Source organism: Herbidospora sakaeratensis (assembly GCF_001570525.1).
GTDB lineage: Bacteria > Actinomycetota > Actinomycetes > Streptosporangiales > Streptosporangiaceae > Herbidospora > Herbidospora sakaeratensis.
Window position 1 is genome coordinate 23,367 of sequence record NZ_BBXC01000031.1, and the last position, 14,510, is coordinate 37,876.

At 69.8% G+C, this 14,510-nt stretch carries 14 protein-coding genes; 10 read left to right on the forward strand and 4 right to left on the reverse strand.

All coding sequences use genetic code 11. The features are described 5' to 3' along the window. Positions 1–156: 156 nt before the first annotated feature. The 3 genes from AW271_RS37175 to AW271_RS37180 form a co-directional block, all read right to left on the reverse strand. Positions 157–1,095 (reverse strand): NYN domain-containing protein, encoded by a 939-nt coding sequence (locus AW271_RS37175; RefSeq protein ID WP_062342904.1) that lies wholly within the window; start codon positions 1,093–1,095, stop codon positions 157–159. A 114-nt stretch (positions 1,096–1,209) separates the two neighbouring features. Beyond that, positions 1,210–1,413, reverse strand: a complete 204-nt coding sequence (locus AW271_RS39265) for an acyl-CoA carboxylase subunit epsilon (protein WP_083974178.1) — start codon at positions 1,411–1,413, stop codon at positions 1,210–1,212. Continuing rightward, a complete protein-coding gene (locus AW271_RS37180; protein ID WP_062342906.1) occupies positions 1,410–2,999 on the reverse strand; it encodes an acyl-CoA carboxylase subunit beta in 1,590 nt (529 codons plus the stop codon). Before AW271_RS37180 ends, AW271_RS39265 begins: the two co-directional genes overlap by 4 nt. Before the next feature lie 83 nt (positions 3,000–3,082). Between AW271_RS37180 and AW271_RS37185 the strand changes: the two genes are divergently transcribed. The 10 genes from AW271_RS37185 (at position 3,083) to AW271_RS37230 (ending at position 13,929) form a co-directional block, all read left to right on the forward strand. Next, positions 3,083–4,396, forward strand: coding sequence for an APC family permease (locus AW271_RS37185; protein ID WP_062342908.1), 1,314 nt, complete (start codon positions 3,083–3,085; stop codon positions 4,394–4,396). Positions 4,397–4,433: 37 nt separating this feature from the next. Then, positions 4,434–5,198, forward strand: a complete 765-nt coding sequence (locus AW271_RS37190) for an ABC transporter ATP-binding protein (RefSeq protein WP_062342910.1) — start codon at positions 4,434–4,436, stop codon at positions 5,196–5,198. Beyond that, positions 5,174–6,727 (forward strand): hypothetical protein, encoded by a 1,554-nt coding sequence (locus AW271_RS37195; RefSeq protein ID WP_062342912.1) that lies wholly within the window; start codon positions 5,174–5,176, stop codon positions 6,725–6,727. Before AW271_RS37190 ends, AW271_RS37195 begins: the two co-directional genes overlap by 25 nt. Before the next feature lie 68 nt (positions 6,728–6,795). Then, complete coding sequence (locus AW271_RS37200; protein WP_062342914.1) at positions 6,796–9,444, forward strand: phosphoenolpyruvate carboxylase; 2,649 nt, start codon at positions 6,796–6,798, stop codon at positions 9,442–9,444. Between the two features lie 143 nt (positions 9,445–9,587). Further along, on the forward strand, positions 9,588–10,403 hold the full coding sequence (locus AW271_RS37205; protein WP_062342916.1) for a biotin--[acetyl-CoA-carboxylase] ligase: 816 nt from the start codon (positions 9,588–9,590) through the stop codon (positions 10,401–10,403). 42 nt (positions 10,404–10,445) lie between these two features. Continuing rightward, a complete protein-coding gene (locus tag AW271_RS37210) occupies positions 10,446–10,958 on the forward strand; it encodes a PH domain-containing protein (RefSeq protein ID WP_062342918.1) in 513 nt (170 codons plus the stop codon). 86 nt (positions 10,959–11,044) lie between these two features. Continuing rightward, a complete protein-coding gene (locus AW271_RS37215) occupies positions 11,045–11,224 on the forward strand; it encodes a (2Fe-2S)-binding protein (protein WP_062342920.1) in 180 nt (59 codons plus the stop codon). 15 nt (positions 11,225–11,239) lie between these two features. Beyond that, complete coding sequence (gene bfr, locus AW271_RS37220) at positions 11,240–11,722, forward strand: bacterioferritin (protein WP_062342923.1); 483 nt, start codon at positions 11,240–11,242, stop codon at positions 11,720–11,722. Between the two features lie 261 nt (positions 11,723–11,983). Further along, positions 11,984–12,652 carry a response regulator transcription factor gene (locus AW271_RS37225; protein WP_030451323.1) on the forward strand — a complete coding sequence of 223 codons (669 nt, stop codon included), beginning with the start codon at positions 11,984–11,986 and terminating at the stop codon, positions 12,650–12,652. Between the two features lie 5 nt (positions 12,653–12,657). Then, entirely contained in the window at positions 12,658–13,929 is a 1,272-nt protein-coding gene (locus AW271_RS37230) for a sensor histidine kinase (RefSeq protein ID WP_062342924.1), read from the forward strand. On the opposite strand, the gene AW271_RS37235 is transcribed toward AW271_RS37230, so the two are convergent. Beyond that, entirely contained in the window at positions 13,902–14,384 is a 483-nt protein-coding gene (locus AW271_RS37235; protein ID WP_174553144.1) for a GtrA family protein, read from the reverse strand. The two genes, AW271_RS37230 and AW271_RS37235, sit on opposite strands and share 28 nt — an antisense overlap. Positions 14,385–14,510 lie beyond the last annotated feature (126 nt).

Consider the following 14,510-nt stretch of genomic DNA (forward strand, 5'->3'; position numbering starts at 1 on the left):
CGGAAAAGCCCTTCGAAGAGCCGAGTCGGTGCCGCAGCTTCAAAGGGTGAGTCGGTGCCGCAGCTTCAAGGGCGAGTCGGCGCTGTTTCGGGCGGCTTGCGCCGCCCGAAATTTCGGCATATCGACCCGCCCGTGCCCGCACGGCCTCCGGGCGCGCTACTTCGACGAGATGCCGACGCCCAGGTCAAACTCGCGGTAGACCCGGGCCCAGAAGCCGTCGCGCAACCACACGCGGGCCTCCGGGTAGGGGCGCAGCGAGTGGCCGAGTTCCTTCTCGGCCTCGATCAGCAATTCGGTGTCGATGACCGTCGGCAGGAGCGGTCCCGGGAGCAGGTCGCGGATGTTGTCGCGGCCCCGCGTGAGGATCCACTTCTGGGCGACGTGCTCGCCCACCTCTTCGACGCGCGGGCGGCTGGGCCCCAGCTTGGGCTGGCCGGCCTGCTTCTGCGGCGGGGCGGCCGGTTTCGCGGTGCGGCCCGCGAAGACCTGGGCCGGGGAGGGCGGCGGGGTCACCGCCACCGGGATCGGCGCACGCGTGAAAAAGGCCCTCAGGAAATCAGCGGTGATGATCTCAACGGTGTCGGACTCCCAGACCAGCCGTTCGGCCTGGTTGGTGCCGAAAGGGGGCTCGACCCCCCACAGGTGCACCCTCACCCCGTAGGCCTGGGCGGCCTCCACCGCCGGCACCATGTCCTCATCGCCGGCGATCAAGACGGTGTCGCTGACGGCGTGGTGCCGGGCCAGCGCCTCCAGGTCACTGCGTATCTGCGCGTCGACGCCCTTCTGCTGGCCACGCGCGTTGAGGTTGCCAAGCCGCACCTTCACCCAGGGAAGCTGGGCGATCACCCGCTGGTCGACGGTGGGGACCCGGTCGCGGGCCGCGTCGTACCAATAGACACGCAGGAGCTCGCCGGGGAGGCGCTCCATCGCGTGCTTCTGCAGGGATTGGATCAGTTCGTCGGCGGAGACGCGATATTCCTTGCGTTCCTTCGCGCCCAGCAGAACCTCGCCGGCGGCGGCGTAGAGATAACCGACGTCGACGAGAACCGCGTATTTCGCTGCCATGCTGTGCACTGCGAGGTCCGGGATGGCCATCGCGTCCTCCAGGCCTCGTCTCCGTGTGTTGTTGGTCTAGCTGCTATTGCCCTTTTGGAGATACTCCCAACTCTTGGGCCACTTGACACCCGGTTCGGCCGATCTAATCCCTGTCTATTCGGGTAGTCCGCTGGCCCTCCAGGTTCCCTTACCGGGTCTTGGGGGGACGTTTCCCCGCATCCTTCGCGAAGGGGCCCGCCACCTGGGCGGACTCGGCTCACTTTTCTGCTCCGTCAGTGAAATGTCACGTAGTGCAACGACGAGCGCGGCCACCTCTTCGGGCGTCGCGTCGCCGCGCACGATCCTCAGGTGGGTCATAGCGGGATGTTCCCATGCTTCTTCGGCGGCAGGGAGGCCCGCTTGTTCCGCAGCGTCCGCAGCGACCTGATGATCTTCACGCGGGTGTCGGACGGCCGGATCACCGCGTCGACGTAGCCCCGTTCGGCGGCGAGATAGGGGTTGGCGAGGGTGTCCTCGTACTCGGTGATGTAGCGGGCCCGCGCCGAGTCGGGGTCCTTCGCGTCGGCCAGTTCGCGGCGGTAGAGGATGTTGACCGCGCCCTGGGCGCCCATGACCGCGATCTGCGCGGTCGGCCAGGCCAGGTTGATGTCGGCGCCGAGGTGCTTGGAGCCCATGACGTCGTAGGCGCCGCCGTACGCCTTGCGGGTGATCACGGTGACCAGGGGGACGGTGGCCTCGGCGTAGGCGTACAGGAGCTTGGCGCCGCGCCGGATGATGCCGTTCCACTCCTGGTCGGTGCCGGGCAGGAAGCCGGGCACGTCGACGAAGGTCAGCACCGGCAGGTTGAACGCGTCGCAGGTGCGCACGAACCGGGCCGCCTTCTCGGAGGCCGCGATGTCGAGCGTGCCGGCCAGCGCCATCGGCTGGTTGGCCACGATCCCGACCGGACGCCCCTCGACCCGCCCGAACCCGACCAGGATGTTCGGCGCGAACCCGGCGTGCGTCTCGAGGAACTCGCCGTCGTCGAGCACGTGGGACAACACGGTGTGCATGTCGTAGGGCTGGTTGGCCGAGTCGGGGATCAGCGTGTCGAGCTCCAGGTCCTCGTCGGTGACCGTGAGGTCGGCCTCGGCGTCGAAGACCGGCGGCTCGTCGAGGTTGTTCGACGGCAGGTACGACAGCAGCGCCCGCGCGAAGTCGAGGCAGTCCTGCTCGTCGGTGGCCTCGTAGTGGGCCACGCCCGACTTGGAGTTGTGCGTGTGCGCGCCGCCGAGCTCCTCGAACGTCACCTCCTCGCCGGTGACCGTCTTGATCACGTCGGGGCCGGTGATGAACATGTGGGACTTCTCGGACACCATCAGCACGAAGTCGGTGAGGGCCGGCGAGTAGACCGCGCCGCCGGCGCACGGGCCCATGATCAGCGAGATCTGCGGGATCACGCCCGAGGCGTGCACGTTGCGGCGGAAGATCTCGGCGTACAGGCCGAGGGAGACCACCCCCTCCTGGATGCGCGCGCCCCCCGAGTCGTTGATGCCGATGACCGGGCAGCCGGTCTTCAGCGCGTGGTCCATGACCTTGACGATCTTCTCCCCGAAGACCTCGCCCAGCGACCCGCCGAAGACGGTGAAGTCCTGCGCGAACACCGCGACCGGACGCCCGTCGACCGTGCCGTAGCCGGTCACCACGCCGTCGCCGTAGGGCCGCTCGCGGTCCATGCCGAAGCTGGTCGACCGGTGCCGCGCCAGTTCGTCGAACTCGACGAAGGAGTCCTCGTCGAGGAACGCCGTCAGGCGTTCGCGGGCCGTCATCTTGCCCTTCTCGTGCTGCTTGGAGACCGCGCGCGCCGATCCCGCGTGGGCCGCCTCGTCGAGCCGTCGCTCCAGGTCGGCGATCTTCCCCGCGGTCGTGTGCACGTCGATCTCTGGCACCGGTTGAGCAGTCATGGCGCAAGGGTAATCCGGACACCCCCTCCGACTTCCAGGGGGTGTTCAAGCGTGACCCGCGTGACGCTGGGTAGTCGCGTCGCATGAGCCCGCAGGCCCCGAGTCTGAAGCGCGTCATCGGACGCCGCATGCTGCTGCTGTTCGTCGTCGGCGACATCCTGGGCGCCGGCATCTACGCCCTCGCCGGCAAGGTGGCCGGAGAGGTCGGCGGCGCCCTGTGGGTGCCGTTCCTCGTCGCGTTCGTGCTGGCGGCCCTGACCGCCACCGCCTACGCCGAACTGGTCGGCAAGTACCCGCAGGCGGCCGGCGCGGCCCTCTACACCAACCGCGCCTTCGGCATCCCGTTCCTGACCTTCATCGTGGCCTTCGCCGTGCTGATGAGCGGGGTCACCTCGGCCAGCGCGGCGGCCAGGGCCTTCGGCGGCACCTACCTCGCCGAGTTCGTCACCCTGCCCACGGTGGTCGGCGCGCTGATCTTCCTGGCCCTCGTGACCCTGGTGAACTTCGCCGGCATCTCCGAATCGGTCAAGGTCAACGTGGTGCTGACCCTGATCGAGGCGTTCGGCCTCCTGGTCATCATCGCGATCGGCGTGTACGCCCTCCTCACCGGCGACGGCGACCCCTCGCGCGCCCTGGAGTTCCACCCCGAGAACGGCGCCTTCCTCGGCATCCTGGGCGGCACCGCCCTGGCCTTCTACGCCCTCCTCGGCTTCGAGGACTCGGTCAACCTGGCCGAGGAGGCCAAGGACCCGCAACGCTCCTTCCCCCGCGCCCTGTTCGGCGGCCTGGCCATCGCCGGCGTCATCTACCTGGCGGTGGCCTTCACCGCGACGATGCTGGTCGACACCGAGACCCTGAGGAACTCCACCGGCCCCCTCCTCGAAGTGGTCAAGGTCGCCGGCCTGGAGTTCCCCCCTAAGCTGTTCGCCCTCATCGCCCTGCTGGCCGTCGGCAACACCGCCCTGATCAACATGCTGATGGCCTCACGCCTGGTCTACGGCATGGCCCGCGAGGGCATCGTCCCGAAGGTCTTCGGCGCGGTCCACCCGAGCCGCGCCACCCCATGGGTCGCCATCCTCTTCACCGTCGCCATCGCGGTCGTCCTGGTCTGCACCGGCGACGTGGGCGGCCTGGCCGACACGACGGTCCTGCTGCTGCTCTGCGTCTTCACGATCGTCAACATCGCCGTCCTGGTCCTGCGCCGCGAGACCGTCGACCACGCCCACTTCCACGCCCCGTCGTGGGCCCCGGTCCTGGGCGCGGTCGCCTGCGTGATCCTGATCCTCCCGATCACCGGCCGCGAGGGCTCGGTCTACCTGCGCGCCCTCATCCTGCTGGCCATCGGCGTGGTCCTGTGGGCGGTGAACCACCTCGCGGGCCGCCGGTCGAAATCGTGACCTCCGGGCAGGGCGGTGCCAGGGCAGAGTGGAGGGCATGACAGAGGCGGTTCGGACGCGGGGCCTGGTGAAGGCCTTCGGGCAGCAGGTCGCGGTTGCCGGGGTGGATCTGGTCGTGCCGGCCGGGAGCTTCGCGGGGCTCGTGGGGCCCAACGGGGCCGGGAAGACGACCACGCTCAGCATGATCACGGGGCTGCTCAGGCCCGACGGCGGGCTGGTGGAGATCCACGGCGCCGACGCCTGGGCCGAGCCCGTCAAGGTCAAGAGCTCGATCGGGGTGCTGCCCGAGGGGCTGCGGCTGTTCGAGCGGCTCAGCGGGCGGGAGCTGCTGCTCTACAACGCCGAGTTGCGCGGCATCTCCCGGGAGGAGGGCGCCAAGCGGGCCGCCGAGCTGCTGAAGGTCATGGACCTCGTCGAGTCGCAGGACAAGCTCGTCGTCGACTACTCGACCGGCATGCGCAAGAAGATCGGCCTGGCCGCCGCGCTGCTGCACAACCCGGCCGTGTTGTTCCTCGACGAGCCGTTCGAGGGCGTCGACCCGGTCAGCGCCAACACCCTCACCGAGGTGCTGCGCCGCTACACCGCCTCCGGGTCGACCGTGATCTTCTCCAGCCACGTCATGGACCTCGTCGAGCGGTTGTGCGACTGGGTCTCGGTCATGTCGCGGGGGCAGATCGTCGCGCAGGGGCCGACCGACGAGGTGCGGCGCGGGCGTTCGCTCAACGAGGCGTTCCTCGACCTCGTCGGGGCCGGCGGTTCCGGAGAGGAGGGGCTGTCGTGGTTGGGCTCTTCGTCCGGCTGAAGCTGCGGCTCCTCGCCGGGAGCCTCAAGGGCACCTCGCAGCAGCGGTTCGGGTTCGTCTTCTCGCTGATCGCCGGGCTGGTGGTCGCCGTCGCCGGGTTCTACCTGATGGCGGGGCTGCGGACGCTCGACCCCTCTATGGCCGCCGACGTCGGCGTGGTCTTCTTCTTCGCGATCCTGGTCATGTGGGTCGTCGGGCCGCTGCTGATGTTCGGGCTCGACGACACCCTCGACCCCGCCCGGCTGGCCCTGTTCCCGCTGACGACCGGGCAGCTCACCCGCGGCCTGCTGGCCTCCTCGGCCGTGGGCATCTGGCCGGTCGCCTCGTTGTTCGCCATGACGGGCGTGATCTTCGGGCTGGCCCGCTCGGTCACCGGCGCGCTCATCGGGGTCGTCGCGGTGCCCGTGGCGTTCGCCTGCTGCCTGGTGGTGTCGCGGCTGGTCACCACCGCGTTGTCCGGCGCGCTCCGGACCCGGCGCGGGCGCGACCTGATGGCGGTCGCCGTCATCCTCCTCGTGGTGGGCTCGCAGCTGCCGGGCATGCTGCTCAACCAGGGCATCGGCAACGGTCTTGAGATCATCACCCAGACCGCCGGGGTGCTGCGCTGGTCGCCGACCGGGCTGGCCGCCCACGCCATCGCCGACGGCGGGCTGGTGGGGGTCGCCGAGGTCGTGGCGGTGGCGTTGTTCACCGCCGTCTGCGCGTGGTTGTGGATCGTCGCCCTCAAGGCCGCCCTCACCAGGGCCGACTCCTCCAGCCAGGGCGGCGGGAGTGTGCGGCGGTCGCGGTTCGGCGGGCTGCTGCCCGAGGGCGTGCTCGGCGCGGTCGTCGCCAAGGAGCTCAAGTACGCCCGCCGCGACCCCCGCGGCCGCGTCACCTGGGTCAGCGCGCTGGCCGTCGTCATCATCATGATCTTCTCGACCCGGAACAACACCGGCGGGGAGCCGATCATCTGGATGGGCGTCTTCCCCGTCTGGCTGGGCGGCCTGGTGGTCTCGCTGCAGGCGACCAACTCCTTCGGCATCGACGGCCGGGCCCTGTGGATCAACGCCGTCGTGTACGCCAAACCCGCGGCCCTCCGCGCCGACCTGGCCGGCCGCCACCTGGCCATCACCCTGCTCGGCGCCCCGCTGCTCTGCTTCGCGGCCGTGGTCACCGGCGTGCTGACCAAGCCGGAGTGGATCGTCCCGGCGGCGCTGACCGGCGTGGGCGTGATGGGGCTGGTCTTCGCGGTCGGGTCGTTCACCAGCGTCTACGTCGCCTACACCCAGCCCGAGCGCATCAACGCCTTCACCGGCGCGGCCCCCGGTCAGGGCGGGCAGGCGTTCCTGTCGTCGATCGGGTCGCTGGTCGGCGGTGCGGTGCTCTCGCTGCCGGTGCTCATCCCGGTCATGGCCGGCCACGTGTGGGTGTCGGTGCTGATGCCGGTCCTCGGGTTCGGGCTCGCCTGGCTGGCCCGCGCGAAGGCGTCGGTGATCGGGTTGCGGCGTATGCCGGAGCTGATGGCCGACGTGTCGCGTCCCACCTGACCATTGGTCTAGTCCAATGGGTGAGACCGGTCTGAGGCGGTTCGAGACCACTCGCTAGTCTTCCAACCATGGCCGCCCTGTCTCACCACGACCGCCACAGCGCCGTCTCCGAGATGCCCGACGACCTCCGCGCCGACGTCCGCCTCCTGGGAGAGATCCTGGGGCAGGCAATTGCCGAAGACGGCGGCCCCGACCTGCTGGCCGATGTCGAACGTCTCCGCAAAGCGGTCATCGCCGCCCGCCGGCGGGAGACCACGGTCGACGACGTGGCGGCTCTGGTCGCCGAATGGCCCCTCGACCGGGCCGTGCTGATCGCCCGTGCCTTCACGTGCTACTTCCACCTCGCCAACCTGGCCGAGGAGCACTACCGCATCCGCATCCTGCGGCAGCGCGACCGCGACGACGTGCCGGTGCCCGAGTCGCTGCCGCAGGCCGTGCGGGCGCTGCGCGGCGACGTCGGGGCCGGGGAGCTCGACCGGCTCATCGGCGAGCTGGAGTTCCGGCCGGTGCTGACCGCCCACCCGACCGAGGCCCGGCGGCGCGCGGTGGTCACCGCGATCCAGCGCGTCAGCGGCCACCTCGACCTCTACAACACGCCCGGCCGGGGTGCGGGGGAGCAGCAGGAGGCCAAGCGGCGGCTGCGCGAGGAGGTCGACCTGCTGTGGCGGACCGCCCAGCTGCGGTCGACCAAGCTCGACCCGCTCGACGAGGTGCGCACCGCGATGGCGGCCTTCGACGAGACCCTCTTCCGGGCCGTGCCGCTGATCTACCGGTCGCTCGACGGGGCGCTGGAGCCGGGCACCGGCACCCGCCCGCCGCTGGCCCGCCCCTACATCCGCTACGGCTCCTGGATCGGCGGCGACCGCGACGGCAACCCCAACGTGACCTCGAAGGTCACGCGTGAGGCCATGCTGATCCAGAACGAGCACGTGCTGATCGCGCTCGAGAACGCGGCCACCCGCATCGGCCGCACGATGACCCTGGCCGCCGAGCGCACGCCGCTCTCGCCCGGCCTGCGCGCCGCCCTCTCCCGCGCCGAGGGCGACTTCCCCGACCTGGTCTCGGAGATGTCGACCCGCTCGCCGCAGGAACCGCACCGGCAGTGGTTGCTGTTCGTGGCCGGGCGCATCGCCGCGACCCGCCGCCGCGACCTCGACCTCGCCTACCGCTCGCCCGCCGACCTGCTCACCGACCTGCGGCTGGCCCAGGAGTCGCTCGTGGCGGCCGGCGCGGTGCGGCAGGCGTACGGGGAACTGCAGCACCTGATCTGGCAGGTGGAGACCTTCGGGTTCCACCTGGCCGAGCTGGAGGTGCGGCAGCACTCCCAGGTCCACGCCGCCGCGCTGGCCGAGATCGAGGCCGGCGGGGCCCGGTCGGAGCGCACCGAAGAGGTGCTGGCCACGATCCGGAGCATCGCCTGGATCCAGGAGCGCTTCGGCGTCACCGCCTGCTCCCGCTACGTCGTCTCGTTCACCCGCTCGGCCGACGACATCCTGGCCGTCTACGCCCTGGCGCAGCACGCCCTCGGCGACCGCGCGCCGGTGCTCGACGTGGTGCCGCTGTTCGAGTCGGGGGAGGACCTCGACAACTCGGTGCGCGTGCTGACCGGGATGATCGCCAGCGAGCCCGTCCAGAAGCGGCTGGCGGCCAACGGCCGCCGGGTCGAGGTCATGCTCGGCTACTCCGACTCCGCCAAGGAGCTCGGCCCGGCCGCCGCGACCATGCGCCTCTACGACGCCCAGGCCGCGCTCACCAGGTGGGCCGCCGAGAACGAGATCGTGCTCACCCTCTTCCACGGCCGGGGCGGCGCCCTGGGCCGGGGCGGCGGACCGGCCAACCGGGCGGTGCTCGCCCAGGCGCCGGGCTCGGTCAACGGCCGGTTCAAGGTCACCGAGCAGGGCGAGGTCATCTTCGCCCGCTACGGCCACATGGCCATCGCCCGCCGCCACATCGAGCAGGTCACCAACGCGGTCCTGCTCGCCTCGACCAGCCCGGTCGAGCAGCGCACCGCCGACGCCGCCGCGAAGTTCCGCGAGCTGGCCGACCAGGTCGCCACCGCCTCCGAGCGGGCCTACCGCGGCCTGACCGAGGCGCCCGGCTTCCCCGAGTGGTTCTCGGCGGTCAGCCCGCTGGAGGAGATCGGCTCGCTGCGCCTGGGCTCCCGTCCGGCCCGGCGCGGCCTGGGGGCGCCCAAGTCGCTCGACGACCTGCGCGCCATCCCGTGGGTCTTCGCCTGGGCCCAGACGAGGGTCAACCTCCCCGGCTGGTACGGCCTGGGCTCCGGCCTGGCCGCCGTCCTCGACGCCGGAGGCCAGGCGGAACTGCGGGAGGCCTACAAGGAGTGGCCGCTGTTCGCCTCGCTGCTCGACAACGTCGAGATGTCGCTGGCCAAGACCGACCGCGCCATCGCCAGCCGCTACCTGGCGCTGGGCGGCCGCGACGACTTCTACAAGCAGGTCATGGACGAGTACGACCTGACCCGCCGCCTGGTGCTGGAGATCACCGGCCACTCCCGGCTGCTGGAGTCGAGGCGGGTGTTGTCGAGGGCCGTCCAGCTGAGAGACCCCTACGTCGACGCGCTGTCGCACCTGCAGCTGCGGGCGCTGACCGCGCTGCGGACCTCCGGCGACCTGGGCGACGAGGAGCGTGAGAGCCTCTCGACGCTGCTCCTCCTCAGCGTGAACGGCGTCGCGGCCGGCCTGCAGAACACCGGCTGACGGAGGTCGCGCGGGCATCTGCCATTCCCCTCATAACGGTCAACCGGTGACCCTCACGGGTAGGGGTGACTACATGGGGTAGTAATCCCAGGTCATCGACTGTTCGTCGAACGGAACGGTGTTCGGAAGGGAGAATGGCAGTCATGCCCGAACCTTCGTATCCCGATCTCGACCGACCCCAGTTGTCCCAGGCCGCCCTCCGGGCCGAGCTGGTCCGGCCCGGATCGTTGTGGTCGTCCCTCACCGTGGTCGAGCGCACCGGCTCCACCAACGCGGACCTCGGGCAGGCCGTCCGCGACGGCGTCCGCGAGGGCGCGGTCCTGGCGGCCGAGTCCCAGTACGCCGGGCGGGGTCGCCTCGGCCGGGTCTGGATCGCCCCGCCCCGGTCCGGGCTCACCTTCTCCGTGCTGCTGCGGCCCGAGGTCAGGGTCGCCTTCCAGGGGTGGTTGCCGCTGCTGTTCGGGCTGGCCGCCGCCACCGCGATCCGCCAGGTCGCCGAGGTCGACGTCCGGCTCAAATGGCCCAACGACCTGCTCCACGACGAACGCAAGCTGGCCGGCATCCTGGCCGAGCGCATCGACTCGGCCGTCGTCATCGGCATGGGCCTCAACGTCAGCCTCCGCGAGTCGGAGCTGCCCGTCGGCCACGCCACCTCGCTCGCGCTGGCCGGGGCGACCTGCCTCGACCGCGACCGGCTGCTGGCCGGGGTGCTGCGGGAGCTCGAACGGCTCTACCGCGACTGGTGCCTGGCCGGCGGCGACGCCGAGGCGTCCGGCCTGCGGGCCGCCTACCTGGCGGCGAGCGCGACGGTCGGGCAGGAGGTCCGGGTCGAACTGCCCGGCGAACGGCTGCTCGCCGGCCGGGCGACCGGCATCAGCGAGTCGGGTCAGCTGATCGTCACGAGCGGCGGAACCGACCATCCCCTGAGCGCGGGCGACGTCGTCCACGTTCGCAAGTAGAACCACGCCCGGAACGGACTGGTACGTGCCACGATGTGGCCCATGGGTCTCCCTGATCACCACCTGACCGACGGTGAGCGAGTCGTCCACTCGTTCCACCCGCACTGGAAGCGGCTCGTCGGTCCGTTCCTCGCGCTGGTTCTCGTCGTGGCCGCCTCGTCGGCCGCGATCTACTTCATACCGAACGACTACGAATACTCCGGCATCGCCCGCGTCGCGGTCGCGGTGGTCTCGGTGGTCGCGCTCGTCCTGCTCACCTTCGTGCCCTACCTGCGGTGGAAGACGACCGGTTACACCCTGACCACCCACCGGTTCACGATCAGCACCGGCGTCCTCAGCAAGTCCCAGGACGACATCCCGCTCGCCAAGGTCAACTCGGTCAGCTCCGACCAGTCGCTGATGGAGCGCGTCCTGGGCAGCGGGACCCTGAAGGTCGAGTCGGCGTCCGAACGCGGGGTCATCGACTACCGCGACATTCCCAAGATCCAGACCATCCGCGCCGACCTGTTCCGGCTGGTGGAGGACGCGTCCGACGGGGTCGTCGACGGTCACTGATCTGTGGCGGTCCTCACATAGGCAAGCCTTACCAAAGTCGGCTACCTTAGGAGAGCCTTACCTATGCATCTCCGAAGGGTCCCTGGATGTACGCCTGTGTGTGCCGCGCCGTCACCGAGAACGAGGTGCACGACTGCATCGCCAACGGCGCCCGGACCGTCCGGCAGATCCGCGACACCACGGGCGCCGGGGGCGACTGCGCCTCTTGTGTCAGAAAGATCTGTGCCATTCTGAAGCGGTCAGAGAGTTTGATCACGACCGCTTAGGCAAGGGGCCCCGGCATGCAGGGCGACAAGGACATCATTGCGCTGCTCAACGAGCAGCTTACGTCTGAGCTGACGGCCATCAACCAGTACTTCCTCCATGCCAAGATGCAGGAGAACTGGGGCTTCACCAAGCTCGCCAGTTTCACCCGCGCCGAATCGATCGACGAGATGCGCCACGCCGAGGCGCTGACCGACCGCATCCTCTTCCTCGACGGCCTGCCCAACTACCAGAAGCTCTTCACCCTCCACGTCGGCCAGACCGTCAAGGAGCAGATCCAGAGCGACCTGGAGCTCGAGCTCGGCGTCGTCAAGCGCCTGAAGCCGGGCATCGCCCTGATGCGCGAGCGCGGCGACATCGTCTCGGCGCTGCTCTTCGAGGAGATCCTCAAGGACGAGGAACACCACATCGACTACCTGGAGACCGAGTTGTCCCTCATGGAGACGCTTGGTGACGCTCTGTACCTCCAGCGGTACGCCGAGCCGCCGTCCGCGTCCTGACACAGCCGAGACGCAGGGCCGCGAGAAACGCCCGCCGGGGTCCCGGCGGGCGTTCGCTTTGTTGCCGGGCAGATTCCGGGCGCGAGACGCGGCCAGTCTTCGACCATCCGCGTCTCGCTTTCCTGGCCGCCAGGCCGCCCGGACATGCCGCTGCAAAAACGCCTTTGTCCGTGTTTGCCCAGGTCAATTGATGGGTCAACGTGGAGTCAAACCGCGCGCTGTGCCCGGGAAACGATCGCCTAAGGTCCTACGATCGCTTCCATGACCTGCGTACTTCTCGCCGAGGATGACACCTCGATCTCCGAGCCGCTTGCGCGCGCCCTGCGCCGGGAGGGCTACCAAGTCGAGGTGAGTCCCGACGGCCCGCAGGCCCTGGAAAGGGCACTCTCGGGAGGCGTCGACCTCATCGTTCTCGACCTCGGTCTCCCGGAGATGGACGGCCTGGAGGTCGCCCGCCGTATCAGGGCCGAGGGCCACGGCACTCCCGTTCTGATCCTGACCGCTCGCGTCGACGAGGTCGACACCGTGGTCGGCCTCGACGCCGGGGCCGACGACTACGTCACCAAGCCGTTCCGGCTCGCCGAACTGCTCGCCCGCGTCCGGGCCCTGCTGCGGCGGGGCACCTCCGAGACGCCGGTGGTCCAGGGCGTCCGGATCGACGCCGACTCCCGCCGGGCCTGGATGGGCGACAAGGAACTCCACCTGACCACCAAGGAGTTCGACCTGCTCCGCGTGCTCGTGCGCGACGCCGGCAAGGTCGTGACCCGAGAGCAGATCATGCGGGAGGTCTGGGACACCAACTGGTGGGGTTCCACCAAGACCCTCGACATGCACATCTCCTGGCTGCGGCGCAAACTCGGTGACGACGCGGCGAAGCCGCGGTACATCACGACCGTCCGAGGGGTCGGCTTCCGCTTCGAACGCGAGTAAGGGGCATGCGGAGGCGTCTGCTCTCCTCGATGCTGCTCGTCGCGGTCATCGCGGTGCTGCTGCTCGGAGTTCCCCTCGGTGTGGTCGTCGTACGTCTCATCAACGACGAAGCCGCGCAGGAGCTCCGAGCGGAGGCCACGCGCGTGCTGATCAGCGTTGAGTACGCCATCAGCCAGGAGCAGCCGGTCGATCCCAAACAACTGGAGCGGAACTACCCCAACCGGTTCATCCAGGTCGCGTTCCGCGGCATAGAGCCGATCACCGTCGGCGTCGAACCTCCCGTGAACCGGTCGCTGACCGAAGACGCGCGCTCCGAGAACGGCGTCGTCCGGCTCAGCCGCGACACCGCGGAGATCGACCGGGACATCCGGGCGCGGCTGCTGCTGACCATCGCCCTGGCGGTCGCCGCGCTGGTCGTGGCCATCGGGCTGGCGGTCGTGACGTCGCGCAGACTCACGCTGCCGCTCCTCGATCTGGCCAAGATCGCGGAGCGGCTGGGCTCGGGCGACGCCCGTCCGAGCAAACACCGCTACGGCATCCCCGAGCTCGACCGGGTCGCCGAGGTGCTCGACCGCAGCGCGATCCGCATCTCCGAGCTGCTCGGCCGGGAGCGCGAGTTCGCCACCGACGCGTCCCACCAGCTCCGCACGCCCCTGACCGGGCTCACCATGCGCCTGGAGGAGATCGTCGCGGCGGCGTCCCAGCCGGCCATCGTGCGCGAGGAGGGGGAGGCGGCGATCGTCCAGGCCGAACGCCTGACGGCGGTCATCGACGAACTGCTCAACGCGGCCCGCCGCCAGCGCCACTCCCAGGCCGAGCCGATCGACGTCGACGAGGTGCTGGTCCAGCAGATCACCGAGTGGGATCCGGCGTTCCGGCGCTCCCACCGGTCGATACAGCTCACCGGCAGCCGGGGCCTGCACGCGCTGGCCACCACGGGCGGGCTCAGCCAGGTCGTGGCCACGCTGCTCGACAACTCCCTGCACCACGGGGGCGGCATCGTGTCGATCACCACGACGAGCTCGGAGAAGTCGATCGTCATCGAGGTCTCCGACCAGGGCGAGGGGGTGCCCGAGAAGATCCGCACCCGGATCTTCGAACGGAGTGTGACCGGCGGCAGCGGCACCGGGCTCGGGCTCACGCTCGCCCGGTCGTTGGTCGCCGCCGACGGCGGCCGGCTGGAGCTGGTCAAACCCCGGCCGGCGACGTTCGCGATCTTCCTCCGGAAGGTCGGCGACGACGAAAAGGGCTACCGCGTGGTGAGCGGCCCCGCCTGACCTTCCTCCTGGACCACCGGCGGGGCCATGAACACCCAGCGCTTGTACGACCAGAAGCGGAACAGCGTGCCGAGACCGGTGCCGATCAGGGTGGCGATGTTGTTGGCCACGATGCTCTCGAGACCGAGGGTGTAGCGGCTCAGGCCGAGGCAGATCAGCTCGATCAGCAGGCCGACGCCGTTGAGCACGAAGAAGAGCACGTACTCCCGCGCGAGACCGCTCTGCTCGCGGTGGCGGAAGGTCCAGTAGCGGTTGCCGAAGTAGGCGAAGGTCGCGGCGACGACCGTCGCGATGACCTTGGCGGACAGGGTGCCCTCGGAGCCCCACATGGCCCACAGGATGTTGACCACACCGAAGTTGATCACAAAGGCGATGGCCCCGACGGAGCCGAATTTGATCAACTCGTGGAGGAGGGTGGCGAATCGCGCGTATGCGCCGCGGATGAGTTGCTGCACGAGCCGCACAGTCCTTCCTGGTGGGATGGGGTCGTCTCAGGCTACCGGTTGGGGCTGTTAGGCGGGCTGAAAGCTTCCTCTGAGTCCCTTTCTGCCCAGGTCGTCCAAGAACATTTCAAGAAATTT

Coding starts and splice junctions, on each gene's coding strand:
- AW271_RS37175 (WP_062342904.1), bottom strand. CDS start 1,095: ATGGCCATCCCGGACCTCGCAGTGCACAGCATGGCAGCGAAATACGCG.
- AW271_RS39265 (WP_083974178.1), bottom strand. CDS start 1,413: ATGACCCACCTGAGGATCGTGCGCGGCGACGCGACGCCCGAAGAGGTG.
- AW271_RS37180 (WP_062342906.1), bottom strand. CDS start 2,999: ATGACTGCTCAACCGGTGCCAGAGATCGACGTGCACACGACCGCGGGG.
- AW271_RS37185 (WP_062342908.1), top strand. CDS start 3,083: ATGAGCCCGCAGGCCCCGAGTCTGAAGCGCGTCATCGGACGCCGCATG.
- AW271_RS37190 (WP_062342910.1), top strand. CDS start 4,434: ATGACAGAGGCGGTTCGGACGCGGGGCCTGGTGAAGGCCTTCGGGCAG.
- AW271_RS37200 (WP_062342914.1), top strand. CDS start 6,796: ATGGCCGCCCTGTCTCACCACGACCGCCACAGCGCCGTCTCCGAGATG.
- AW271_RS37205 (WP_062342916.1), top strand. CDS start 9,588: ATGCCCGAACCTTCGTATCCCGATCTCGACCGACCCCAGTTGTCCCAG.
- AW271_RS37210 (WP_062342918.1), top strand. CDS start 10,446: ATGGGTCTCCCTGATCACCACCTGACCGACGGTGAGCGAGTCGTCCAC.
- AW271_RS37215 (WP_062342920.1), top strand. CDS start 11,045: ATGTACGCCTGTGTGTGCCGCGCCGTCACCGAGAACGAGGTGCACGAC.
- bfr (WP_062342923.1), top strand. CDS start 11,240: ATGCAGGGCGACAAGGACATCATTGCGCTGCTCAACGAGCAGCTTACG.
- AW271_RS37225 (WP_030451323.1), top strand. CDS start 11,984: ATGACCTGCGTACTTCTCGCCGAGGATGACACCTCGATCTCCGAGCCG.
- AW271_RS37230 (WP_062342924.1), top strand. CDS start 12,658: ATGCGGAGGCGTCTGCTCTCCTCGATGCTGCTCGTCGCGGTCATCGCG.